Here is a 23377-nt window from a genome sequence, read left to right as displayed (position 1 = left end):
GCTAACATTCCAACACTCAACTGGCAGAGGTGCATTATGAAATCACCGTCGGAATTCCTAACGGACGCTTCTTGCCATTGCTCTTGGGGATGTAGATGCGTCGAAGCGGCAATGCACGATAGCCGTGGTGTTGCATCGCTTCCATCCCCTTCCATTTAGCCGCCGGTGTTGACCAGATCTTGCCGTCAACGCCCGGTGTTCTCTTGCCACGATTCTCTGATACTCGCTTGACGGCTAGCATTTTGCCGCTATGCGAGCGGGTCAGCAGACGTTGCAAGGCCTTGACCTTGCCCCACCTGCCTTCCCTGGTCGCCTGGGCGATACGCACCTGGAGTCGTTGCACCTCAACCTTGATGCGCGGCCAGTCAGCCTGAAGCCACATCTCAGTGGGGCGCGAGGGTGCACCAGCCCCGTTAGCCTCTGCTTGCGCAGTGCCCCCGGTTGCCGTCATCTGCCTTCCCTCGTATAACAATTAATCAAGTTCTCTCGCCATGAATGACCGCGCGGAAGTCTGCCCGCTTTCGCGTCGAACGATGTTTCAGCCCGTATCCCGGCCATTACAGTCGGGCGTTCGCTTTTTCCGCAATCCTCTACCCGCAGCACCAACAGCGTTCCTCTCGGTTCGCCTGCCGTTGCCGGCAGCGCTACGGGCTTACCCTGTTCCGCATGAATTTCAGAGCGGGGCGGCCCCCTCCTATTCGCCGGCGGCTTCTTGTCCATGATGGCCCAACACATAGGGACCATACCTTGCCGCTTGCCATTTTGGCCCAAGCCTGTCAGCACATTTGGCTTGTACAATGATGACGACGTTTAACAGAGATTCACATATGTTGGTCGTTGCCGCTCGTCCCTAGCCCCTCACCACCCTTGTACTGGTAGATTCCGCGTTCCCTCGCAGGTCGGCGTACCGAAATCAATCGGCGGTTACATTGTTCCCAGAGCTTCACACCAAGCTGTTACCGGCTCCGCATGTCTGGGTAGGGAACGGTTGATGGAGCAACCGGTTTCATCAATACCTTGTGAAACAGAAATTCACGCGACTTCAGGTCGCACATGCATTTTCATCCCGAAGTACCAGTTGCCACCTTTCTGCGTTGATTGCATTTCCGGATCGCGCGTGCCGGAGCCATTCTTTGTCGAACTGGGCGCGGCAATCAGGGTGGCGTCGACCGCCGACCCAGCCTTCAGCATCAGGCCTTTGTCCGTCAGGATTTCATTGACCAGCGCCAGCATTTGCACCGCCAGTCCGTGCGTCTCCAGCAGGTGGCGGAACCGGAGAATCGTGCTTTCATCCGGCAAGCGAACCATCCCGCCGTCGAGACCCGCGAACTCGCGATAAAGCGGCACGTCATAGAGTGCCTCTTCCATAGCAGGGTCTGACAGACCGAACCATTGCTGCATGAAATGAATCTGCAGCATCGTTGCAATCGGGAACGGCGGCCGACCGGTTTTGCCCGTGGGATAGTGCGGCTCGATCAGCGCAATCAGCCTCAACCAGGGCACAACGCGTCGCATCTCATCGAGAAATTCCCGCTTGCGCGTGCGCTTCGTTGACAGATCCAGACCAAGACCAAGCTGCGTCATCACCTTGCTCCTCTCCAAATTCGCTCTGTTTCCAGGATAGCTCGGCCGCAGCGCAATGCCAGGACTTTTGCAGACCTTCCTTAACACAGTATCTATAGTGACTCGTCAAACTTCTCCCCAGCGGGGGCGTAATCGGCGTGGCGCCTGCGGAAATCTTCGAAGGCATCAATAGCAGCCCGCTCACAGGGCCGTGACCCACCATCCACCTCGAATCCGGCACAATCGTCCCGCACAAGACCGTTATCATGCCGGCGATACCACCGTAAACAACTACGAACAGAATCAGCAACGCAGGTGACTGCTTCAACGCCAGAGCGGACAGCGTTGCATGGGCTGCAGGCAGACCCCGATAAGCCGTCGTCTGTCCGTTGGATCAACTGCCCTTGCCGCTCATACCAAGGCGCGTAACGTCGAGGGCAGAGAGCTCAAGTCGTCATGGGCCATAGATTGCGTCCGCAAGTTGGGTTGCGGGCGCAATCGTGACGGTTCTCGGCCACGAAGGCCAGCTAGGTGGGGAGATTCGGCGCGCACGCGTACTGTTCCCATTCACGTCTGTGATCGGCAAGTCTCCAGCAGCATTGCTTGTCACCGCGCCATTGACCACTGCCCGCAAACCGTAGCCCCAATGCAGAACATCGACATTTTATTATCCTGTGACGAGACCGGCTGCGCTACATGGCGTCGCGGGTGCGGCACTGGCGGCTGGTAGCGCTCAAAACGGGCAAACGCCCTGCGCGCATCCGCCGCCTCGCTCAGCGGGCCTTCAGAACGCGTGATTGATGCCCACCGTAATGCCAAGCTGGTGCCGCACGTTCATAGCATTGAGCGCCGTGTTCGTGATGTAGCTACCGCCAAATTTTGTGTAATCGATTTCGCTGTATAGCATTGTCGCCTTCGAGAGCGAATAGGCGAGGCTGGCGAGTCCTTGTGTGCGCTTACCACTCGAATCCGGAAGATCCGTAATGTAAATTGCCGCACCAGCGTGAACAAACGGAGTAATGTCGTAGGTAGCGCCACCCCAATAATTTAATACTCTTACCGGCGCCGTCGCTATTAACGCATCCTGGTTCTCGTTCATAAAGCCGCCGCTTATGGTCAATGTACCGAATGTCAGGGCCACACCTCCGGCATAAAGATCGTCCGGCGTGTACTTCGTACCGACCTGAACTGTCCGATGCGAATACAAGCCACCGATATTCAACCAGCCATATTGGTACCTCAAACCCGCACTGCGCGCAGAGCCAGCATTGAATTGCCCGGGTACTCCACCGAACGAATTTTCCATGCGAAAATTAAGAGGTCCAAAATCGCCGATGTATTTCACGTTGTTATTGTAATGCGCACCATCGGTCCAGCTCGCCAGCTGGGTTAAAGTGGGATAACCTAGGCGGAACGGATCATAGTCGTACAGGATATCGTGGGCAATCGTGTATGTTCTGCCCATATCCACCGTACCAAACCTGCCGCCGATACCAACGTACGACATCCGGTTAAATAATAGGCCGGCAGTGTTATCGAGAGCCCCTGTGTCAGGATTGAAGCCCATTTCCAATTTGAAATGCGCGTTGTACCCGCCTCCCAGATCCTCTTTACCGATAATGTCTATCCGATCCGAATTGAAATAACCAGTCGTATTCAAAGAAAATTGACTGTTTCTGCCATTGTTTAAGTAGCGGATGCCATTATCGAGCAGTCCTGCAAGTGTCACCGACGATTGTGCGTTTGCCACATTGACAACCGAAGCAAGTGACCCCATCACTACCAGAGTCTTAGTTATTTTCATCATCTCCAAACCTTAGAATATTATTCTATCAATCCACAAGATGCTATTTTCTTCGAATCGCCTCTACGGCCACCTCCTTTCCGAAAACTAATCGATCTGCATACCTAAGCATATATTGGCGCTGCGCTTGAGAGCGGAGAGTTCCCGCCAAGCGGAATTTGTACGATACTTTCATGCTCCGCCGTACCGGCGCGTCTTTGCGCCCTAGCACATTGACCCGACAACGCCTGTATGGGCTAAGCGGCTAAAGGAAATTTCCAGCCGCGTCTCTAATCGATGGGGACGCGCGCATTGCCATTAATACACCGGCGACGGGGGCACTCCTGCAACTGTCCCTCTTGGACAGCCCAAATCATTGGTTTCCAATACCCGCGCGATCGATCACGGCCTTCCATTTTTTCAAGTCGTCGTTCCCGCGCTGCACCATTTCTGTTGGTGTACAAGCCTGTGCGACGGCGCCAAGCGTCTGCATTTTCTCTTTAACGTCCGGGGACGACAGTACCGCTGCCGCTTCCTCGTATAATTTGTTCACGACTGCGTCCGGTGTCCCGGAGGGCACCAACAGGCCGCTGTACGACGTCGCCTCGAAGCCTCTCAAGCCGCTTTCATCAAGCGTCGGCACGTCCGGCAAGCCAGGAAAACGCGTCAACGAGGTCACGGCCAGTGGTCTCAGCTGCTTTGACGAGATTTGCCCAATCACCGCCGGGATGATCTCAATTGCGACCTGTATGTCCTGGCCTCGCAGTGCCGCAATCACATCGGTACTGGAAGAAAACGGAACCACCTGAAGATTCACGCCAGCCGTTGCTTTGAAAAGATTGGCAGCAAGATTCTGCATGCTGCCCACCGTCACAGTCCCGACATTCAGGCTGCCCGGATGTGCCTTCGCATATTGAATGACGTCGTTGACCGACTTGAATGGAGAACCTTGATCGACAACGAGCACCAGGTCGAAAAAGGCCATCGTCGAGACGCGTTTGAAGTCGGTTATCTTGTAAGGCAATGACTTGAATAGCAACGAAGAAATTGCCGTCCCGGTTCCGCCGAGAAAGACGGTGTATCCATCAGGCCGAGAGTGCGCAACCATGGTCGCCGAGTTGGCATGGCCTGCACCGGGTCGATTAATGATGACGACCGGTTGCTTGTACATTTCGGTCATCTTTTTCGCAAATATACGGGTCGTGAGATCTCCCGCGCCACCCGGCGAAAACGGAACGACGATGGTGACCGGCTGATTCGGAAAGTCGACCGCCCATGCGGGCGCTTGAAAAAAACTCGATAGAGTGGCCAACACGACAAGCCAGCGGGTAGTGCTTCTCAGCATTGCTCTTCCTCGATGAAGGGTCCGTCTCACTGACCGCCAATACCTTGGCGATCAATCACCTCTTTCCACTTCGCGACGTCATCGGTCAAGCGCCGACTCATCTGATCCGGCGTGCTCGCCATCGCTTCGGCACCCAACGACTGCATTTGCTGCTTGACGTCGGCAGATGTGACGACCGCAGCAGACTGTGTGGCCATTTCCTTTACCACAGCATCGGGGGTCTGCACGGGCACGAAAAGTCCGCTCCATGAACGAACATCAAAATTCTTCAGACCGCTCTCAGCGAGAGTCGGCACATCGGGTAGCACCGTGGAACGCGACGACGATGTGACAGCCAACGCCCGCAGCTGGTGCGACGATATCTGGCTCAGCACTCCCGGTAGGATCTCCAGCGCAGCCTGGATGTCTTTGCCGTGCAAGGCCGATATCAGTTCGCTAGTCGAATTGAACGGTACGACCTGCAGGTTGATGGCGGCCGCCGTTTTGAACAGGTCCGCGCTGAGATTCTGTGTAGTGCCGATGGAAACCGTGCCGATATTTAACTTGCCCGGATTCGCTTTCGCATACTGGACAAGGTCATTGATCGACTTGAATGGCGAATCCTGATTGACCACGATAACGAGATCGAAGAAGGCCACCGTTGTCACAGGTTTGAAGTCGCTTAATTTGTAGGGCAAGGACTTGAACAACTGAGACGAGATAGCAGTGCCACTTCCTCCGACGAAGACGGTGTAGCCATCCGGCTTCGCATGGCCCACAAGTACCGCCGCGTTGCTGTTCGCCGCTCCGGGACGATTCAGCACGATTACCGGCTGCTTGTATGTTTCGTTCAATTTCTTGGCGAATATCCTGGTAGTGATATCGCCTGCGTTGCCCGGAGCATTGGGCACCACGATCGTAACCAGTCTGGCCGGATAGCTTTGCGCAAGTGCCGTGACGGGACCGAGGATGCATGACAACAAAATGCCAAGTCCAACGATAAAGCGAGTCGCGAATGTCTGAAACATTGTCTTTCCTGACGTTTTAGTCGTTAAAAGAGGGGGACGTGCCTGCGCGTCATTCGGGCTAGTTCATCAGCCGCTGTTACCTCGGACTTAAGGTTGGTCAGCTCGTAAAAACTGCGCTCCCCTCCTTTTCCGCGCGCCCGAGCGCCACGCGAAAACAATCTGAAACACAATGAGCAGTGCAGATACGGCGATGAAGGCGGCGCTAATGGGACGCTGCAGAAATACAATCAAGTCGCCGTGCGACAACATCAACGAGCGCCTGAAGTTTCCTTCGACCAACGGCCCGAGCACAAAACCAAGCAGGATCGGCGAGACCGGGAACTCCAACCAAAGAAGCACCGCGCCGATGACGCCGAACACGAGTACCTCGCCCACCTCGAACAAACTGTTGTTTGTGCTATAGACGCCGACCGCGATGAAGAAGAGTGCCGACGGATACAGATAGCGATAAGGGACCTGTAGGAGTTTTACCCAGACACCGATCAGCGGTGCGTTCAGCACCACCAGAAGAATGTTGCCAACCCAAAAACTCGCGATCAATCCCCAAAAGAGATCTGCATGGTCGGTAATCAACTGAGGACCCGGCTGGATACCGTGGATGAGAAGTGCACCCAAAAGTAGCGCCATCACCGGATCCCCCGGAATGCCCAAGCTCATCGTAGGAATGAAATCAATCTGCGTCTTCGCGTGTGACGCGGCCTCCGGCGCGGCCACGCCGGCGATCTCGCCGTGTCCAAAGCGTTCCGGATGCCTCGAGAACCGCCTTTCCACCGCGTAGGCAATGAATGTCGTGATCGTCGGTCCGGTGCCCGGCATCGCGCCGAATAGACCGCCCGTCAGCGTGCCACGCACCATCGGCCAAAATGCCTGCTTCAGCTCGCCGCTGCTCGGGCGCATCTCGCGCAGGCGCAACCTGATGCCACTGCCCACCACCTGTAGTCGGTTCACATTGCGCAGGAACTCCGCTACGCCAAACAAGCCTAGCGCCATCGCAACCAGTTCAACGCCGTTGGAGAGCTGGTACATGCCGAAGGTAAAGCGCGTCATACCGCTATTGACATCGGTGCCAACTACGCCGAACAGTAGCCCAAGCAGCGTCATGGCGACGCCTTTCATCGGCGAGCCGCGCGACATCGTGCCGCCAGCCAACAGACCGAGCAGCATGATCGAAAAGAGCTCCGGCGGTCCGAAGTCGAAAGCGATCTTCACGAGCAACGGTGAGGCGAACACCATGAGCACGATACCCACCGACGCCGCGAAGAACGACGAAATGATGGCGATCCCGAGCGCCGAGCCTCCCTTGCCCCGCCGCGTCAGCGGATAGCCGTCAAGACAGGTGACTGCGTGGGGTGGATGGCACGGGAGATTCAAAAGGATTGCACCGATCGCACCACCATACTGGGAGCCATAAAATATGCCGGCGAGCATAAGGATGGCCGGAATTGGCTGCATCGAATAGGTAAGCGGCAAAAGGATCGAGATTGCCGACAACGGGCCCATCCCTGGCAACACACCGATCAGATTGCCAATCAGGACCCCCAGAAATGACCAAACGAGGTTGTGAATCTCAAGCGCGACACCAAACCCGTGCCATAGATCAACGATAGATTGACCGATCATGGCTCAACCCCACGAAAACAGCGGAAATTGCAATTGGAGCGCCCACCAGAACACCAGCACGGCCAACACCACCATCGCGAGCGCGAGGACGAGCGCCTGACGCCAACTGTTTTCGCGGTCACCGAGCGCAGCGATGAAGACCAGCGCGAAGCTTGCCGGCGCGAGCCCGCCGTATGTTCCCAGCACCACAAAAGCAACGATGCTGGTCAGAATGTATACCCAAGCCTTCCACTCGGGCTGCGAGATTTTTTTCTCCCTTTTTTCGTCGAGTGGCGCCGCAGCTCTAGCGCCGAGCACCATGACGACACCTACCGTTGCCATGATGATGCCAATCGACATCGGGAAGAAACCCGGTCCCATATTGGTCAATGAGCCGACGTTGTAAGTCGCCCCCAGCGCCGACGCACCTAGACCCAGAGCGAATACCAACGCCCCGGCCACGTAGTCTCGGCTGGAATGGCCGACAAGATAACTTTTCATACCTTCGTCTCCTTCTTTTCTTTCATGTGCAAGTCGCGAAATCCACGGCCGCTTGATCGGTCTGGTTCAAAAGTGCCCGCGTACTTTGCCACATCACTAGTCGACTTTCATCACCGCACGAGGCCATCTCCTTTCGACCGCTAGGTGTTCACTTCCTGCATCGCCGACAACGTCAGATGAGTACTGATGTATTCAACATTTGTGCGCAACTCGATCAGTGTGGACTCGGACGCACTGAACGCCTCGCGGATGGCCGCCTCGAAGTCTTCCGTCCGCGTGACGACGCGTCCCACCATGCCATAAGCCTCGGCGAGGCGTGCAAAGTCGGGGTTGACAAGCTCCGTTCCCGAAACGCGCCCCGGGAAATGTCGCTCTTGGAACATGCGTATGGTTCCATAAGCGCCGTTGTTGACTACGAGGAAAACGACGGGACCGCAATGCTGCTTTGCGGTGGCAATTTCCTGGCCATTCATCAGAAAGCAGCCGTCACCCGCAATCGCCACGACCGGCCGGCTGGGGTCAACGATCTTTGCCGCGACCGCGGCCGGCACCCCGTAACCCATCGAACCGTTGGACGGCGCAAGTTGCGAGCGCGCCCCACTCGACAAGCCGCGGTACTTGATATGGCGCAGGAACCATCCTGCGTAGTTGCCTGCTCCGCTTGCATAGAGGGTGTTGGCCGGCGCACATTGCTGCAAAATCTCTGCGATAACGCCGAGATCCAGCGGATTTCCCGGGGATGGCGTCACGGTCGAGTGATTCTCATAGTCTTGCGCGGCCGCGTCGCGCCACGTCTTCCAACTGCACGTCTTCGGCGCGGCCAGGTCTTCCAGGGCATGACAGAATGGCGACAGCGAGCTTTGAATCATGACGTCGGCCTGATACACACTACCCAATTCCTCTGCACCGGGATGGACATGGACAAGTTTCTGCGCCGTACGCGGGGGCGTGATTAGCGAATATCCTCGCGTCGTGCCTTCACCCAATCTGACACCGATCGCGATGATGAGGTCCGCATCCTTTACCCGCTGACTCAGCGCCTTGCTCATCGATGAACCGAGTTCGCCTGCATAGTTTGGATGTCCATTGTCGAATACGTCTTGAAAGCGGAACGCGCAAGCAACGGGCAACGACCATCGCGAAGAGAAGTCTTCAAGCTTCGCACAGGCCTCAGGCGTCCAACCGCTTCCACCCACTACCGCGAGCGGTCTCTTGGCCTCGCGGAGCAAGTCCGCCATCTCGTCCATCAAAACTGGCGAAGGCCAGCACTGAGTCTGCCGATAGGCGGACAACGCGGGGGCCTCAGTCTCGTCCAGCAACATGTCTTCGGGAAGCGCAAGCACAACGGGCCCTTGACGCCCGCTGGTGGCGGTTTGATAGGCCCGTGCAACGTACTCGGGAATGCGGGAAGCGTCATCGATTTGCGCCACCCATTTCGCTAGCGGCGCGAACATCTTGCGGAAGTCGACCTCCTGGAAGGCCTCTCTGTCCCGGACGTGACGCTCGACCTGGCCGATGAAGATGATCATCGGTGTCGAATCCTGAAACGCCGTGTGAACCCCGACGCTCGAGTTCGTTGCCCCCGGCCCCCGCGTGACGAAGCAAATCCCGGGTCGGCCGGTAAGCTTCCCGTACGCCTCCGCCATGATCGCGGCGCCGCCCTCCTGCCGGCAGGAAATAAATTTCAGTTCATCGGCATGCTCATACAACCCATCGAGCGCGCCGAGGAAGCTCTCGCCCGGTACGCCGAAGCATATGTCAGAGCCGTGCTTAACCAGCGATTCGATGAGGAGATGCCCTGCAAGCTTCTTGGTCATGATTTTCAAAGTAAATTGGTTAGCCTTGCGGTTCCCGGGCGCGATCGGTGACTTTCCGGTCTTCACGACAAACTTGGCAGCCTAAGAACCCAGTCCGTCCAGCATAGGGCGTAGGGTCCAATAGCCGGGAAAATTCCCGTCCAACAGAATTATTGCGACGCCGTGTGCGCAGTTGGTTCGCGCTAGATGCAGCTCGTCGTGGGTTGGCAGAAGTCTGGATGAGGACCGGCGGACTGGCCGACGAAGAAGGGATTCCTCTGTATTTTCCGAGGGGTTCCCTTGACGTAACGCCGGTCGCCGATTGATAGACAGGCGACGTTGCAGATGCCGTCGCCCGTCAAAGCTAGAGAGGACAGGCTCAGCTCAGCGACGCACAGACTTCGTCGAACAGCTCATCCACCGAGAACTGGCGGGAAATGATTTTTTGCTCGAACGACCATTTGATCGCGAACTCGAGCGCCTTGCGGTTGGCTTCCAGACCGACCGGCGGGAAGCGCTTCGTCGCCCCCTCGGGCGCGAGTTCGCGGCTCTCCTTGAGCATCCGGAAGACTTCGCGCACCACATCGGGACGCTCCCGGGCAAGTTGTTCGTGGATCACAAACAGATGGTTGATCGGAATGACCTGCTCGCGCGCATACCACTGTTCAGCCGCTGCCTGCGGGTCGGGAATGAGCCGCTTCACGCGCGGGTCCTTCGGCATTTCTTTGCCCATGATCGCCGCCGCCAGTTCGCCAGCCAGCATCATCTGGCCAAGCTTGGCATCTTCGGGCAAGCGCTGACAGTTGGACGGATCGGAATACTCCGCGAGGTGCGACCCATCGATCGTGCACCACGTCACTTTGTTCAGGTCCACCCCGTATTCGTGCTGCAGAATCCCACGCACCCACATTCCCGTCGTTTGGGCATAGGTGCGCACCCCGACTTTGCGCCCTTCAATGTCCTTGGGCGAAAGAAAGCCGAACTCCTCGTTGAAGCCAATGCTCTGGTGTTTGAAGCTTCCGACGACAGGAATCGGCAACAGGACATACGGCTTTCCGTAATCCTTCGCCTGCAGATAGGTCACGAGCGCGAGTTCGCCAGCGTCGAACGCGTTGTCGCGGATCATCGGCTTGAAGCCGTCGTGTGCGGTCTTGGGTCCGCAGAAATCGAATTTGACGAGGTCCGACGTGACTCGCCCTTCCTTGAGCGCCGCAGTCACTGCGTAGTCGGCCAGATTGGTTTTGAGCGTTACATGCGATTCCGATGTTTGCGTCATTTGGTGGATAGGTTCACGGAGTGATGATGATGGTTAAACGGATATCCAGTTCACCCACGGGTTAACCCGATACCGCCGGTTAATTCGTCCCTAAATCTGTTCGATTCAGGACGTGTCTGCCAGCTTATCGAGGCACCCGTCGCGCGGCGAAACATTCCCGTTGGGCGCAATTTTCCATACGCTGCCGGACGCCAAAGCAAAAATCTGTGCCTGCGTAGCCGAATAACCGCCACATTATGTAAACGGAGCACGATGATGTACAGGAAACTCGCGCTGTATATCGACGGGAAATTCATTCCCGCCGAAGGTCGCGATCAGATCGAGGTCGTCAACCCCTCAAATGGCAACACGCTTGGGCATTTGCCCCGCGCAACCATCGAAGATCTCGATCTTGCGTTGACTTCAGCGCAGCGGGCCTTTCGGGAATGGCGCAAGTCTTCGCCGATCGAACGCTCGGCTATCCTTCGAAAGGTCGGGGAGCTCTCTCGAGCGAGAGCCCAGGAAATCGCCCGACATATCACGCTGGATATGGGCAAACCTCTCTCCGAGGCGGTTGCCGAGGTAGTGTCCTGTTCGGAGCATGCGGACTGGCACGCCGAAGAATGTCGCCGAATCTACGGGCGCGTCGTGCCGGGTCGCGAACACGACATCCATCAATATGTATCGCGCGAACCGGTCGGCGTCTGCGCCGCGTTCACCCCGTGGAACTTCCCCTACAACCAGGCGATTCGAAAAATCGCAGCTGCGATTGGGGCGGGATGCACGATCATCATGAAAGGTCCCGAAGATGCACCGAGCGCCGTCATGGCGATTGCTGAACTATTCGATGAGGCAGGCCTGCCCCCCGGTGTTCTAAATATCGTTTGGGGCGAACCGGCCATGATTTCGGACTACCTGATCCGTTCGCCCATCGTGCAAAAAATTTCATTCACCGGCTCCGTGCAGGTTGGAAAACACCTCGCGGCGCTGGCCGGCGGACATATGAAGCGGTGCACGCTTGAGCTCGGCGGGCATTCGCCGGTTCTCGTATTCGACGACGCGGATATCGAAGAGGCGGCGACGCAGTTGGCCAAGTTCAAGATACGCAATGCCGGTCAGGTCTGCGTCTCTCCAACACGGTTTTTCGTGCAGGAAAAATCATACGAGCCGTTCCTCGCCAAATTTGTCGACGTGCTCGGATCGATCCGGGTTGGAGACGGGCTGGAACCAGGCACGCAAATGGGCCCGCTCGCCCATCCACGAAGAATTCCCGCAATGAGCAGCTTCGTGAACGACGCAATAGCCCGTGGCGGCCGAATCGCTTTCGGCGGTATGGCGATCCCGGGTCCGGGCAATTTTTTTTCGCCGACGGTGGTGACCGATGTTCCGGACGACGCGATGCTGATGTCGGAGGAACCGTTCGGACCCGTTGCGCCGGTCGTCCGGTTCAGCGACATCGACGAGGTTCTAAAAAGAGCAAACAGCCTTCGGTTTGGCCTCTCATCGTACGTCTTTACGGGATCGCTCAAAACCGCCAACAAGGTATCGAAGGAACTTGAGGCCGGCATGATTAACATCAATCATTTCGGCAGCGGACGAGCCGAAACGCCGTTCGGCGGAATTAAGGATAGTGGGATAGGGAGTGAAGGAGGAACGGAGACGTTCGACGGCTATCTGGTCACAAAATTCGTCACTCAAAAATGAGCTTTACCGAAGCGGTCGCATAGGGAAAGTCCGGGGGCGATCCGCTTCGCCAAGCTTGATACCATCACCCATAGCGGGTCGAATTACAATCGACATTCGGCCCAGCGTCTGCCTTGGCAAACGAATCAAGCAACCCCGGCGACATCTTCAAGAGCAAGAGAGTTTACGTCACTTGTTCGACTGCGCACGAATGCCGCCGGCCTATCTCGATTACCCACCTCTATCAACATGAGTTCGGATAACGCCGGTCTATTGGTAGTCAATCGGATTGCGACCCTGCTGCGGCTGCTGGCGGCGAACAATCGCAACGGTATGAAACTGGTGGAAGTCCTGCGTTCGAGCGGCCTTGAGCGCTCAACCGCGCATAGGCTGCTACAAAGCCTCGTTAAAGAAGGAATGGTCTTCCAGGACCGCGAAACGAAACGCTACTACATGGGGACGGCGATCTACGAAATGGGCGTAGCCGTGCCGTCCCAGCGAATGCGCGATTTGTGTCTGCCTCACTTGCGCGAGTTCGCGCTATCGACCAAACATTCCGTATTCTTGAGTGTTCGGTCCGGCTTCGATGGGGTTTGTGTCGATCGTGAAGAAGGCGGCGAACCGATCGCGTATGTGGCGGAGCCCGGCCGCCGTCGGCCGCTAAGCGTCGGAGTCAGCAATATCGCGCTGCTAGGTTGTCTTTCGGACTTTGAAATCGACCGGATACGTACAGAGAACTGGCCTCGCATTATGGACCGATATCCCGAATATACACAGGACGAAATATCGACCCGTATTCGCGCAGCCAAGCAGGATGGCTATGTCGTGGCGAACGTACCGCAATGCCGCGGAGTGAAAGCAGCGGGCATGGCAATCCAGGATTCGCAAGGTCGCCCGCTCGCGGCAATTAGCTTGTCGGCAATGACGGAGTGCTGGAGCCCAGCGCAGACGGCTCATATCCTGTCGCGGATGCATGACGCCGTTGCGGCGATCCAAAACGAGCTGGCGATTTCAAAAAGAAACGCTCCCTATCACTAATCTCAGGTTTACCCACATCTATGCAGGGACAGCGCTTGTAAACAGCTTGAGGCAGTGTTAACTTTTGAGGCATCGCCTCAGGAACTACACGCAATTGCCTTCGACCGACAATCAGGAAGACCAGGACGACTGGGCCGACATCGAATTCGGTGCGGCAAATCTGGGCGATGCCCGTCTGACGAGTCGACTCGTTGCGCTGGCACGCCGGCTTGCCAGCACGCCAGACTGCTCGTTTCCGCGTTCATTGGACGCCGCTGAACTCAAGGCAGCCTATCGCTTCTTCGATAACGACCAGGTCGATACCGATGGTGTGCTTGCACCTCACATAGACCAGACGCTCAGGCGCATGACCCAGGTACCGGTCGTGCTCGCCGTACAGGACACGACTGAATTCAACCTGACGCATCTGGGTGCTACCGAAGGCCTGGGCTACGGCACGGGCAACCAGTCGCGCGGTTTCATGTTGCACAGCCTGCTGGCCGTGACACCGGAAGGCCTGCCGCTCGGCGTGCTGGGCATGAAGACGTGGGTGCGCCATGACGCAGATCTGGGCCGCAGGCGTCAACGCTCAAAGCGCGACTTCAATGACAAGGAAAGCGTTAAATGGGTGGAGGGTCTGAACCACCTGGCGGCCCTGAAGGCACGATGCCCCGATACGCGCATGGTCGGCGTAGGCGACCGCGAGAGTGACGTCTATGAAGTATTCGTGGCCGCGCGGCCTGCTGGTGTGGACTGGCTCATCCGTGCGGCATGGGACCGCCGCACTGCGCACCAGGAGCGCTACCTCTGGGACACGGTGACGGCGAGCCCACCATTAGGCGAGATCGAACTGGAGTTGCCGGCACACCGCAACATGACCCGGCGCACCGCGTGTCTGACGCTGCGTTGCACACAGGTAAGCCTGATCGCACCACCCAAACCTTCGACCAAAGGCACTGGGCGCGCCCGACTCGTTCCGGTCAATGTGTTTGCAATCCACGCACTGGAAACCGGTACGTCAGAGGGCATTGAGCCACTCGAGTGGATGTTGCTCAGTTCGGTGCCCACGCTCACGCTGGACGACGCACTCGAACGACTCGAATGGTATGCGCGCCGCTGGACGATTGAGTCGTGGCATCGTGTGCTTAAAAGCGGGTGCCGCATCGAGGCTCGCCAGTTCGGCAATCTTGAACGGTTCGTGCGCGCGACCGCGCTATTTGCAGTGATCAGCTGGCGAATCATGTACGCCACGCTGCTGGGTCGGGCCGATCCGGATCTGTCGTGCGAAGTGCTGCTTCAGCCCGACGAATGGCGAGCGCTTTACTGCCGTGCGAACCGGACCGCAAAACCGCCGGCTGCAACACCCTCGCTAGGCGAAGTCGTGCTGTGGATCGCCAAACTCGGCGGCTACCTGAATCGCAAGCATGATCACCCGCCGGGGCCTACCGTCATGTGGCGCGGGTTCCTGGTGCTTCACGAAATCACGGAGATGTACCGTATCTTTAGCCAGGACGGGTAATTCACATCACGAGATGTGGGTAATCCTGAGATCACTAATGGGGACCCGGTATGTGGGGGAGCCGTGCGGCTCGCGCCCACATGCTAAAGATCAAAGCTTGACGTACGATTTGCAACGCTAGTCCCCTCCGTTCCCCCCTCCCTTCGTCTCCGATCACCGCTACTGGCGATCGGTCATGTCCGCCCCGTGCGCAGTTCGCCATTAGGGCGCTGTGCCGCATGAGTTGTTTCCGGCTTGAATTCGATACCGAGTTTTCTCGTTCAGCGGAATAAAGTCCGCGGGACGTATGAACCGGCGGATCATCGATGCAGCGGGAGATTGGACGCGGCGCTTCAGGCACCGAACGTGTACCGGGATTCTGATAGCGGTACCGCCTCCAGGACGTGGCGTCCGCAATGCTGTGGTACGAACGCATCGAAAAGGTCGTCACCCGAAGATAATCGAAAGGAGAATATGTTGACCAAGAAGGTTCCGCTCAAGATCGCCGTTTCCGAACGCCCTCACACTTCGGCTATTCGCAACGGCTCTATCCCGATTGAAGGCGTGGACGCCGAGTTCATTACCGTAAAACCGCAGATCGGCGCATTCCGCCGGATGGTGCGTGACGTCGAGTTCGACGTCTGCGAACTCGCTCCGACAACGTACATCATCGCTCGCGCCTATGGCGCGCCGTTCGTCGCGCTGCCCATTTTCGTCGAACGGCACTTCCACCATTCCGGGCTACTGGTTCGCCCAGATGCCGGAATCAAAACGCCTAAAGATCTCGAAGGCAAGAAGGTCGGCGTGCGCGCCTATTCGGTGACGACCGGCGTATGGACACGCCAGGTTCTAATCGACGAATTTAGCGTCGATACGTCGAAAGTGACGTGGGTGGTCGACGACGAAGAACACGTGACGCAACTCAGGTTGCCACCCAATGTGATTCATACACCGGAAGGGACTTCCCTCGCAAAACTAATGACTAAAGGCGAACTGTCCGCCGGCTTTGCCCGCAATGCGGGCATTGGCCGTACTGGCGCACCGACCGGTGGCTGGAAGGAAATCGAGGCCGATTATCCCGATCTGTTTCCGAATGCCGCCGAACTGGAGGCGGACTATTACGCTCGCACCGGTGTCTATCCGATACACGGCACCATCGTGGTAAAGGATTCGGTGCTCGCCGAATATCCGTGGATCGCCAGGTCAATCTACGACGCTTTCGACCGGGCCAAGAGGGAATGGCTGGCCACGCTGGACGAAGGCGAGCTGAACGACAAAAAAAGTAAACAATATCTCGATCTACGCAAGATCGTTGGTTATGACCCGCTGCCCTACGGCATCGAGGAAAACCGCAAGACGATCGAGGCTCTCGAAGTTACTGCTTTCAGGCAGGAGCTCACGCCAAGGCGGATGAACATGAACGAACTGTTCGTCGACCCCTTGAGCCGCTGATCGACGGAAGACACCATGATCATCGACTGTCACGGCCATTTCACGACCGTCCCTGCTTCGTTTCGCAACTGGCGCGCGAAGCAGGTTGAGTTCGCAAGCGATCCGGCTAACGCACCCCCGCGCGAAGGCTCTCATGTCAGCGATGACGAAATTCGCGAAGCGATAGGTAACGGCCAACTGAAACTTCAGCGTGAACGAGGTAGCGATCTCACGCTGTTCTCGCCGATCGCCGGCCTCATGAGCCATCACCTGGGAAACGAACGCACGAGCGTCGAGTGGGCCGAGGTGTCGAATGACCTCGTCTACCGCGTGACGGAACTCTACCCCGACAATTTCGCGCCCGTCTGCCAGTTGCCGCAGTCGCCGGGCGTGGCGCCCGCGAACAGCGTTGCCGAACTGCGCCGCTGCGCCGAGCAGATGGGTTTCGTCGGCTGCAACCTGAACCCCGACCCATCGGGCGGCTACTGGACCGGCAAGCCGATGACGGATCGTGAATGGTATCCACTCTATGAAGCGCTCGTCGATCTAGATATACCCGCGATGATTCACGTCGCGGCCTCATGCAATCCTTGTTTTCACGGCACGGGCGCGCACTATCTGAATGCCGACACCTCCGTCTTCATGCAGTTACTGCAAGGCGACCTGTTCAAGGATTTTCCAACGTTGCGACTTGTAATTCCGCATGGCGGCGGAGCTGTGCCGTACCACTGGGGCCGCTATCGCGGCATGTCGCTCGAGATGCGCGAGCGCGCGCTCGAAGGCCTGCTGAACAACATTTTCTTCGACTCGTGCGTGTACCACCAGCCCGGCATCGAGCTGCTCACCAAGGTTATTCCCGCCGACAACGTGCTGTTCGGTTCAGAAATGATCGGGGCCGTCCGTGGCAAAGACCCGTCTACAGAACACTACTTCGACGACACGAAGCGCTACATCGATGCGTGCACGACGCTCACCGACGAAGACCGGTTCAAGATCTTCGAGGGCAACGCGCGGCGCGTTTATCCACGGTTGGATGCGCGTCTGAAAGCCCGCGGCAATTGAACACTGACACTTTTTTATACTTGGAGGACAAAGAGGCCATGAATCCCACTATCGTAGATATTCATCCGCACATTATCTCGGACGATGAAAAGCGCTATCCGCCGGCACCGCTTTTCGGAAAGCGGTCCGAGTGGTCCAAGGAGCGTCCGACCACCGTCGAGGCGCTGATTGCGGCAATGGATGACGCCGGTGTACAGAAGGCTGCCGTGGTCCACTCCTCGACCACTTACGGTTTCGACAACAGCTATGTGGTCGACGGCTGCGCGAAATATCCGGACCGCCTGGTCGCGGTCGGTTCCGTCGACGTATTGCAGCCCGACGCGCCCGTGCGAATTCGCTCATGGTTTGAGCGCGGCGTCGCCGGGCTGCGCCTTTATACTGGCGGAAGCACAAAGAATTTCGACCCGAGCGAACTCGACGACCCCCGTTCCTTTCCGTCCTGGGAAATGTGCGCGGAGCTGAACCTTCCGATGTGCATCCAGACCGGTCCGATCGGGCTGCCGCAAGTGACAGCGCTGGCGAAGCGCTTTCCCAAGGTGCGGATCATTCTTGACCACCTAGGGCGCCCCGACGTTTCCGACGGCGCCCCGTACATCAAGGCTCAAAGTCTGTTCGACCTTGCCCCGCTGGAGAACATCTATCTGAAGCTCACGCCGCGCATTTTCCGCGAAACGAAGCAGGGAAAGGCCAGTCCCGAAACGTTCTTTCCGCGCGTGGTCGAAGCATTCGGCGCGAAGCGACTGGCATGGGGTTCGAACTATCCGTCGTCGCTAGGAACGCTAACGCAAATCGTCGACATGGCACGTGACGGCCTTCAATATGTCAGCGAAGAAGATCGTGCATGGATTTATGGCAAAACGGCACAGCAACTCTACCCAGCACTTGCCTGAGACGGTATCGCACAGAAGTCCGGATCGCGCGCAGACGGTGACGGCCAGCCGCGCGATCTTCGGGAATAGGCTCCTCGCCCAACAATGAAGAGGTTAATTGATGAGCGACAACCGCCTGAACGGCATCATTCGCGCCTTCGAATCCGGCAAGCCGGCCTTCATGGCCTTCTCACGGCTGGACAAGCAGACCGCCATCGAGATGAGCGATGCGCCCTACGACGGCATCGTCTTCGAGATGGAACACAATCCTTACGACGTATCGGCGCTCGGCGATGCGCTGCAGTACATGCTCAATCGCAAGGCGATCGTGGAGTCGAGATCGATCTCCCCTGGGGTCACGCCGATCGCGCGCATTCCGTCGAACGGGGCCGAAATGAACCAAGCCTTCGCCAAGCAGGTGCTCGACCGCGGCTGCTATGGCGTCGTCTGGCCTCATGTGGCGAGCGTTGAGCAGGCATACAACGCGGTGGCATCGTGCCGCTATGCGCGTCCGAAGACTGCCCCGCTGTACGAGCCGAAGGGCGTGCGCGGCGACGGACCCGCTACGGCGGCGCGGTACTGGGGCTTGAGCACGGCCGACTACTACCGCAAGGCCGACGTTTGGCCGCTCGCCCCGCAAGGAGAAGTTCTCGTGGGTCTGATGTGCGAGAGCACCAATGCGATCGTGAACCTCGATGACATTCTGTCGAACGTACCTGGCATCGGCTTCATCCTGATCGGAGAGGGGGACCTGAGCCAGGAACTCGGTGTTCCGCGCCAGTACGACCATCCCGAAGTACTCGATGCTATGCGCGAAATCGTTCAGACGTGCCACAAGCACAACGTCGTGGTCGGCCATCCGCACGTCACCACGAAAAACTGCCAGCGGCTGATCGACGATGGATACCGGCTGCTGATGTCCGCGCCGTCGCGCAGCTATGGTGCAATCGGCGCGGCTCGCGAGCAGATGGGATATTGAGCGGCACGGGTCGCGTATCTATACCCGCCTTTATTTTCAGCGGCAATTCACCGACGGGATACCTCCGTCGTATCCCTCAGTTTCCCCATGTGACCAAGTAACGATACACGGTGTATCGTTACTTTCCCGCCCGCACGTTCTGTATGTCCAAATTACTCCCCCGCTCATTCCATCGCGTGTCTCCCAGGCTGTCGCCCGCCTCGAAAATCTCACGAGGGCAGCTGAAGAACTTCATGTCTCCCAGTCAACCGTCAAACTACAACGCTTGAGAGATATCTCGACGTCCGGCTGTTCACGCGGGAACCGAGAGGCGTTTTGCTAACAGAGTAGGGGCGGCTTCTATCACGACGAGTTGAATCCCGCGTTCGCCCGGATCGGGGCCGCCATCCAGCGGCCGCAGAGTTCGGGCTCATTTATTCCCGTCAAGATCAACGCTCATACGACGTTCGCCGCGAAATGGCTACTCCCAAATCTGCTCAGATTTGAGCAGGCGCATCCACGCATCGAATTCCGGCTCACCGGTTCCGTCGAGGCTGTCAACTTTGACAAGGACGATGTAAACATCGCCCTCCAGTTTCGCGATGGAGGCCGCACGGACGTCGTCTCCATCAAATTGTTCGAGGACCAGATCGAACCGGTGTGCAGTTTCGCTATCATGGAACTGGGCCGCCCGTTGCTGACGCCATCGGATCTCCCGCATCACAAGCTAATTCATTCTCGATTTCGTACTGCGGACTGGTTAGCCGCGAATCGCGAGGAGAACCTGAACTGCAGGCAAGGGCCGACCTGACCGAACTGAATACTGGCGTATAAGGCAACGGTCGCCGGACTCGGCGTCGCGATGTGGCAAACTCATCTTCTCGCGCATGAATTCGCCAGCGGCCAGTTGATCACGCCGTTTGATCCTCCCCTCAAAAGGCCGCTCGGATACTTCGCTCTTCTACCTCGCGACAATAGCCAGACCGAAGCCTGGCTCTTCTTGGACCGGCTACAAGAAGAGATCAGATCTCATGGACTCTCATGACGAGGCCGCCCGTGCGGTCTCCTCGCTGCTCATAGTCGTTCAATGGCGAGCGCGATACCCTGGCCGACGCCGATACACATCGTGCACAGCGCGAAGCGGCCCTGTGTGCATTGCAGCTGATACGTCGCGGTCGTCACGAGGCGCGCGCCGCTCATGCCGAGCGGGTGGCCGAGCACGATCGCGCCGCCGTTCGGGCTCACGCGAGAATCGTCGTCGACGACGCCGAGCGCGCGCAGCACCGCAATGCCTTGCGACGCGAACGCTTCGTTCAGCTCGATCACGTCGAACTGGTCGATCGTCATGCCCAGACGCGCGAGCAGCTTCTGCGTGGCGGGCGCCGGCCCGATGCCCATTACGCGCGGCTCGACGCCGGCAGTGGCGATGCCGAGCACGCGGGCGTGCGGCGTGAGGCCGAAGCGCTTCGCGGTTGCTTCGTTCGCGAGCAGCAGCGCGGCCGCGCCGTCGTTCACGCCCGATGCATTTCCGGCCGTGACCGTGCCGTCCGGGCGCACGACGCCCTTCAGCTTTGCGAGTGCTTCAAGGCTGGTTTCGCGCGGATGCTCGTCCTGCGACACGGTGATCGGATCGCCCTTCTTCTGAGCGATCGTCACGCCGACGATTTCCTGCGCCAGCGTGCCGTCGCGTTGCGCGCGCGGCCTTCTGCTGGCTGCGCAGCGCGAACGCATCCTGATCGGCGCGGCTAATGTTGTAGTCGGTCGCGACGTTCTCGCCGGTCTCCGGCATCGAGTCGACACCGTACAGCTTCTTCATCAGCGGATTGACAAACGCCAGCCGATCGTCGTGTCGTAGATCTCAGCCTGACGCGAGAACGCGCTGGTCGCCTTGCACGTCACGAACGGCGCACGGCTCATGCTTTCGACGCCGCCGGCGATCATCAACGCGGCCTCGCCCGACTTGATCGCGCGCGCCGCGATACCGACCGCGTCCATGCCCGAGCCGCACAGACGGTTCACCGTCAAGCCCGGCACGTCCTTCGGCAGACCCGCGAGCAGCAGCGACATGCGCGCGACGTTGCGGTTGTCTTCGCCGGCCTGGTTCGCGCAGCCGTAGATCACGTCGTCGATCGCACTCCAGTCGACGTTATGGTTGCGCTCCATCAGCGCCTTCAGTGGCACGGCGCCGAGGTCGTCGGCGCGCACTGACGACAGCGAACCCGCATAGCGGCCAATGGGGGTGCGAATAGCATCGTACAGAAAAGCTTCGCTCATACTTCCTTCCCCCGTTGTCAGATCGTTGCCACGAGTTCCGGCACAACCGAAAAAAGATCGCCGACGAGGCCATAGTCTGCGATGCTAAAAATCGGCGCCTCCTCGTCCTTGTTGATCGCGACAATCACCTTCGAATCCTTCATGCCCGCGAGATGCTGGATGGCGCCCGAGATGCCGACTGCGATGTACAACTGCGGAGCGACGATCTTACCCGTCTGGCCGACCTGATAGTCATTCGGTACATAGCCTGCGTCGACCGCAGCGCGGGATGCGCCCATTGCGGCACTCAGCTTGTCCGCGAGGGGCTCGAGAACCTGTCTGTAGCTGTCCGCGCTACCGAGACCTCGACCGCCTGACACGACGACCTTCGCCGACGTCAACTCCGGCCGCTCCAGCTTCGTCACCTCGCGACTTACAAATCGTGCGGTGTTCGTGCCAAGCGCGACCTCGATGTTCTCGATCAATGCAGTTCCACCTTCCGCCCCAGCTGCATCGAAGCTCGTCGTGCGAACCGTAATGACCTTGACCGGATCGTCCGACCGGACCGTCGCGATCGCATTGCCGGCGTAGATGGGGCGCTCGAACGTGTCGGCGCTGTCCACCGCGGTAATGTCGCTGATCTGCGCGACGTCGAGCTTCGCGGCAATGCGCGGCGCGACGTTCTTGCCCCAGGCCGTCGCCGGCGCAAGGACGTGCGTGTAGTTCTTCGCGATGTCCAGAACCGTCGCTTCGATGTTCTCCGCGAGGCCCGCTTCGAGTTGCGGCGCATCGGCCAACAGTACCTTCGCGACGCCCGCAATCTTTGCAGCCTGATCGGCCGCGAACCGCGCGTTGTGGCCCGCGATCAGCACGTGCACGTCGCCGCCGACCTTTTGTGCCGCTGCGACCGTATTGAGCGTGGCCGCCTTCACCGACGCGTTATCGTGTTCCGCAATCACCAGAATTGTCATTTTCCAATCGCTCCCTCACAGCACCTTGGCTTCGGTCTTCAGCTTTTCGACCAGCGTCTTCACGTCCGGCACCTTCACGCCAGCGCCGCGCTTTGGCGGCTCGGCCACCTTTAGCGTCTTCAAACGCGGCGCGACATCCACGCCGAGGTTTTCCGGCTTGAGGTTCTCAAGCGGCTTCTTTTTCGCCTTCATGATGGCCGGCAGCGTCACGTAGCGCGGCTCGTTCAGGCGCAGGTCGGTGGTGATCACCGCCGGCAGCGTCAGCGACAGCGTTTCCGCACCGCCGTCCACTTCGCGCGCGACCGTGGCCTTCCCGTCGGCAACCGTCACCTTCGACGCGAACGTCGCCTGCGGCAGATTCGCGAGCGCCGCGAGCATCTGGCCGGTCTGATTCGCGTCGTCGTCGATCGCCTGCTTGCCGAGGATCACAAGCTGCGGTTGTTCCTTGTCGACCAGCGCCTTCAGCAGCTTCGCAACCGCGAGCGGCTGCAGGTCTTCCGTCGATTCGATCAGGATCGCGCGGTCCGCGCCGATCGCCAGCGCCGTGCGCAGCGTTTCCTGCGACTGCGCAACGCCCGCCGACACCGCGATCACTTCCGTCGCCACGCCCGCTTCTTTCAGACGGACGGCCTCCTCAACGGCTATCTCATCGAATGGATTCATTGACATCTTCACGTTCGTGATGTCCACACCCGTGCCGTCCGACCTCACCCGGACCTTCACGTTGTAATCGACCACGCGTTTCACTGGTACCAATACCTTCACTTTTCCGCTCCGTTATTGCCT

Annotated in this window: 19 protein-coding genes and 2 pseudogenes; 9 read left to right on the top strand and 12 right to left on the bottom strand. The window is 58.4% G+C overall.

Annotated features, from left to right (window positions below; genetic code table 11):
* Positions 1–34: 34 nt before the first annotated feature.
* The 9 genes and pseudogenes from AC57B1_RS05530 to AC57B1_RS05490 all read right to left on the bottom strand — a co-directional run bounded on the left by AC57B1_RS05530 (position 35) and on the right by AC57B1_RS05490 (position 10720).
* Positions 35–451 (bottom strand): reverse transcriptase N-terminal domain-containing protein, encoded by a 417-nt coding sequence (locus AC57B1_RS05530; protein ID WP_496416902.1) that lies wholly within the window; start codon positions 449–451, stop codon positions 35–37.
* 599 nt (positions 452–1050) lie between these two features.
* Positions 1051–1584: pseudogene (locus AC57B1_RS05525) on the bottom strand (IS5 family transposase); the annotation flags it as partial.
* A 763-nt stretch (positions 1585–2347) separates the two neighbouring features.
* Positions 2348–3370 carry a porin gene (locus AC57B1_RS05520; RefSeq protein WP_496416901.1) on the bottom strand — a complete coding sequence of 341 codons (1023 nt, stop codon included), beginning with the start codon at positions 3368–3370 and terminating at the stop codon, positions 2348–2350.
* A gap of 349 nt (positions 3371–3719) precedes the next feature.
* Positions 3720–4691, bottom strand: a complete 972-nt coding sequence (locus AC57B1_RS05515; protein WP_496416900.1) for a Bug family tripartite tricarboxylate transporter substrate binding protein — start codon at positions 4689–4691, stop codon at positions 3720–3722.
* Between the two features lie 26 nt (positions 4692–4717).
* Positions 4718–5698: a Bug family tripartite tricarboxylate transporter substrate binding protein gene (locus AC57B1_RS05510; protein ID WP_496416899.1), complete on the bottom strand. Its 981-nt coding sequence runs from the start codon at positions 5696–5698 to the stop codon at positions 4718–4720.
* Between the two features lie 87 nt (positions 5699–5785).
* Positions 5786–7318, bottom strand: coding sequence for a tripartite tricarboxylate transporter permease (locus AC57B1_RS05505; protein WP_496416898.1), 1533 nt, complete (start codon positions 7316–7318; stop codon positions 5786–5788).
* 3 nt (positions 7319–7321) lie between these two features.
* The gene (locus tag AC57B1_RS05500; protein WP_496416897.1) at positions 7322–7798 is read right to left on the bottom strand and encodes a tripartite tricarboxylate transporter TctB family protein; all 477 of its coding nucleotides are present in this window, start codon (positions 7796–7798) and stop codon (positions 7322–7324) included.
* Between the two features lie 140 nt (positions 7799–7938).
* Positions 7939–9615, bottom strand: a complete 1677-nt coding sequence (locus AC57B1_RS05495) for a thiamine pyrophosphate-binding protein (protein ID WP_496416896.1) — start codon at positions 9613–9615, stop codon at positions 7939–7941.
* A gap of 358 nt (positions 9616–9973) precedes the next feature.
* A complete protein-coding gene (locus AC57B1_RS05490) occupies positions 9974–10720 on the bottom strand; it encodes a substrate-binding domain-containing protein (RefSeq protein WP_496416895.1) in 747 nt (248 codons plus the stop codon).
* A gap of 405 nt (positions 10721–11125) precedes the next feature.
* Between AC57B1_RS05490 and AC57B1_RS05485 the strand changes: the two genes are divergently transcribed.
* The 9 genes from AC57B1_RS05485 (at position 11126) to AC57B1_RS05445 (ending at position 20178) form a co-directional block, all read left to right on the top strand.
* The gene (locus AC57B1_RS05485) at positions 11126–12553 is read left to right on the top strand and encodes an NAD-dependent succinate-semialdehyde dehydrogenase (RefSeq protein WP_496416894.1); all 1428 of its coding nucleotides are present in this window, start codon (positions 11126–11128) and stop codon (positions 12551–12553) included.
* A gap of 228 nt (positions 12554–12781) precedes the next feature.
* Entirely contained in the window at positions 12782–13570 is a 789-nt protein-coding gene (locus tag AC57B1_RS05480) for an IclR family transcriptional regulator (RefSeq protein WP_496416893.1), read from the top strand.
* A gap of 94 nt (positions 13571–13664) precedes the next feature.
* Entirely contained in the window at positions 13665–15068 is a 1404-nt protein-coding gene (locus tag AC57B1_RS05475; RefSeq protein ID WP_496416892.1) for an IS4 family transposase, read from the top strand.
* 453 nt (positions 15069–15521) lie between these two features.
* The gene (locus AC57B1_RS05470) at positions 15522–16499 is read left to right on the top strand and encodes a PhnD/SsuA/transferrin family substrate-binding protein (RefSeq protein WP_496416891.1); all 978 of its coding nucleotides are present in this window, start codon (positions 15522–15524) and stop codon (positions 16497–16499) included.
* Between the two features lie 15 nt (positions 16500–16514).
* The gene (locus tag AC57B1_RS05465) at positions 16515–17540 is read left to right on the top strand and encodes an amidohydrolase family protein (RefSeq protein WP_496416890.1); all 1026 of its coding nucleotides are present in this window, start codon (positions 16515–16517) and stop codon (positions 17538–17540) included.
* Between the two features lie 38 nt (positions 17541–17578).
* A complete protein-coding gene (locus AC57B1_RS05460; protein ID WP_496417037.1) occupies positions 17579–18430 on the top strand; it encodes an amidohydrolase family protein in 852 nt (283 codons plus the stop codon).
* Between the two features lie 100 nt (positions 18431–18530).
* Entirely contained in the window at positions 18531–19388 is an 858-nt protein-coding gene (locus AC57B1_RS05455) for an HpcH/HpaI aldolase family protein (protein WP_496416889.1), read from the top strand.
* Complete coding sequence (locus tag AC57B1_RS05450) at positions 19348–19710, top strand: helix-turn-helix domain-containing protein (RefSeq protein ID WP_496416888.1); 363 nt, start codon at positions 19348–19350, stop codon at positions 19708–19710. The genes AC57B1_RS05455 and AC57B1_RS05450 overlap by 41 nt, the downstream gene beginning before the upstream one ends.
* A 30-nt stretch (positions 19711–19740) precedes the next feature.
* A complete protein-coding gene (locus tag AC57B1_RS05445) occupies positions 19741–20178 on the top strand; it encodes a LysR substrate-binding domain-containing protein (RefSeq protein ID WP_496416887.1) in 438 nt (145 codons plus the stop codon).
* Positions 20179–20441: 263 nt separating this feature from the next.
* Here AC57B1_RS05445 and pcaF read toward each other — a convergent pair.
* The 3 genes and pseudogenes from pcaF to AC57B1_RS05430 form a co-directional block, all read right to left on the bottom strand.
* Positions 20442–21641 (bottom strand): annotated as a pseudogene (gene pcaF / locus AC57B1_RS05440) (3-oxoadipyl-CoA thiolase).
* 17 nt (positions 21642–21658) lie between these two features.
* Positions 21659–22591 (bottom strand): electron transfer flavoprotein subunit alpha/FixB family protein, encoded by a 933-nt coding sequence (locus tag AC57B1_RS05435; protein ID WP_496416886.1) that lies wholly within the window; start codon positions 22589–22591, stop codon positions 21659–21661.
* A gap of 15 nt (positions 22592–22606) precedes the next feature.
* A complete protein-coding gene (locus AC57B1_RS05430; RefSeq protein WP_496416885.1) occupies positions 22607–23356 on the bottom strand; it encodes an electron transfer flavoprotein subunit beta/FixA family protein in 750 nt (249 codons plus the stop codon).
* Between the last annotated feature and the right edge of the window lie 21 nt (positions 23357–23377).

Source organism: Paraburkholderia sp. BGA-UO-ETr-F21 (genome assembly GCF_059567925.1).
This window is presented reverse-complemented; position numbering and strand designations above follow the sequence as displayed.

Coding starts and splice junctions, on each gene's coding strand:
- AC57B1_RS05460 (WP_496417037.1), top strand. CDS start 17,579: ATGAATCCCACTATCGTAGATATTCATCCGCACATTATCTCGGACGAT.
- AC57B1_RS05530 (WP_496416902.1), bottom strand. CDS start 451: ATGACGGCAACCGGGGGCACTGCGCAAGCAGAGGCTAACGGGGCTGGT.
- AC57B1_RS05455 (WP_496416889.1), top strand. CDS start 18,531: ATGAGCGACAACCGCCTGAACGGCATCATTCGCGCCTTCGAATCCGGC.
- AC57B1_RS05515 (WP_496416900.1), bottom strand. CDS start 4,691: ATGCTGAGAAGCACTACCCGCTGGCTTGTCGTGTTGGCCACTCTATCG.
- AC57B1_RS05450 (WP_496416888.1), top strand. CDS start 19,348: ATGGTGCAATCGGCGCGGCTCGCGAGCAGATGGGATATTGAGCGGCAC.
- AC57B1_RS05470 (WP_496416891.1), top strand. CDS start 15,522: ATGTTGACCAAGAAGGTTCCGCTCAAGATCGCCGTTTCCGAACGCCCT.
- AC57B1_RS05435 (WP_496416886.1), bottom strand. CDS start 22,591: ATGACAATTCTGGTGATTGCGGAACACGATAACGCGTCGGTGAAGGCG.
- AC57B1_RS05495 (WP_496416896.1), bottom strand. CDS start 9,615: ATGACCAAGAAGCTTGCAGGGCATCTCCTCATCGAATCGCTGGTTAAG.
- AC57B1_RS05510 (WP_496416899.1), bottom strand. CDS start 5,698: ATGTTTCAGACATTCGCGACTCGCTTTATCGTTGGACTTGGCATTTTG.
- AC57B1_RS05485 (WP_496416894.1), top strand. CDS start 11,126: ATGTACAGGAAACTCGCGCTGTATATCGACGGGAAATTCATTCCCGCC.
- AC57B1_RS05505 (WP_496416898.1), bottom strand. CDS start 7,318: ATGATCGGTCAATCTATCGTTGATCTATGGCACGGGTTTGGTGTCGCG.
- AC57B1_RS05465 (WP_496416890.1), top strand. CDS start 16,515: ATGATCATCGACTGTCACGGCCATTTCACGACCGTCCCTGCTTCGTTT.
- AC57B1_RS05520 (WP_496416901.1), bottom strand. CDS start 3,370: ATGATGAAAATAACTAAGACTCTGGTAGTGATGGGGTCACTTGCTTCG.
- AC57B1_RS05500 (WP_496416897.1), bottom strand. CDS start 7,798: ATGAAAAGTTATCTTGTCGGCCATTCCAGCCGAGACTACGTGGCCGGG.
- AC57B1_RS05480 (WP_496416893.1), top strand. CDS start 12,782: ATGAGTTCGGATAACGCCGGTCTATTGGTAGTCAATCGGATTGCGACC.
- AC57B1_RS05490 (WP_496416895.1), bottom strand. CDS start 10,720: ATGATCCGCGACAACGCGTTCGACGCTGGCGAACTCGCGCTCGTGACC.